Genomic DNA, 988 nt, shown 5'->3' on the forward strand with positions numbered 1-988 from the left:
GGAAAGATCCCTGTTTTTACCGTTTTTAATTACCGCATCAGGGTTATTATAATATTGGATTACTTCTTTTAGTGTTTTAAACATCCCGTTATGCATATATGGGGCTGTAATGCCAACATTTCTTAAACCAGGGATTTTAAAATGTCCTTTATGTTCGGGATTACCTGTTACATCAAACCTACCCTGGTCTTTCAGTTCCTCATCGTTAAACAATCCTATGCCTTTAAAACGATCGGCGGTAAAATCCTCCCCCGAATGACAGTTGTTACAATTGGCTTTTCCGATAAACAATAAGCGGCCACGTTTGGCATTTTCGGATATCGCTTTATCATCGCCATTAATGTAACGATCATAAGGGCTGTTTGCGGTTTCTAAAGTCCTTTCGAAAGAGGCGATGGCCAGCAATAAGTTCTTTTGTGTAGGCGGTGCATTAAAAATCTTCTGAAAAAGTGCCGCATATTCTTTGTCTTTCTGTAACCTATCGATGGCATCAGCAATTGGCAGGTTCATTTCCACCGGATTGATGATGGGTTGTAAAGCCTGATCTTCGAGAGAGGCAGCCCTGCCATCCCAAAAAAGATTCGGCCGGCCCGATAAGTTGGTTACCGATGGCGAATTACGTGTTCCCCTGGTACCACCAACGCCTAGGCTAACCCTTGCAGTATCGGCAAAAGCAAATTCGGGTTTATGGCACGAAGCGCAGCTGATACTTTTGTCCTTGGAAAGGATCGGATCGAAAAACAGTTTTTCGCCCAAACGTTCCCTGCTGTTGATTACCGTGGGATCATCAGCACCAAAACCGGCCATCAGGATCACTAACACGATAAGGCTTAGGGAAATTATGAGTTTACTTCTTTTCATTGGTTTATTCGGTTCGGTAGGTAAGCTGTCATTCTGAATGCAGTGAAGAATCCCTAGCCGATGAAACACGGAACCCGACGAAACACTGAAGTCAAGAATCTTTCCTGCAGGATAGACCCTGAAATAA

At 43.4% G+C, this 988-nt stretch carries 1 protein-coding gene; it reads right to left on the reverse strand.

Annotated elements, in window-relative coordinates:
• A partial coding sequence (locus B2V92_RS10680) for a cytochrome-c peroxidase (protein ID WP_293307678.1) occupies positions 1-861 on the reverse strand: 861 nt, incomplete at its 3' end.
• Positions 862-988: the final 127 nt, after the last annotated feature.

Source organism: Pedobacter sp. UBA5917 (genome assembly GCF_002432345.1).
Lineage (GTDB): Bacteria > Bacteroidota > Bacteroidia > Sphingobacteriales > Sphingobacteriaceae > Pedobacter.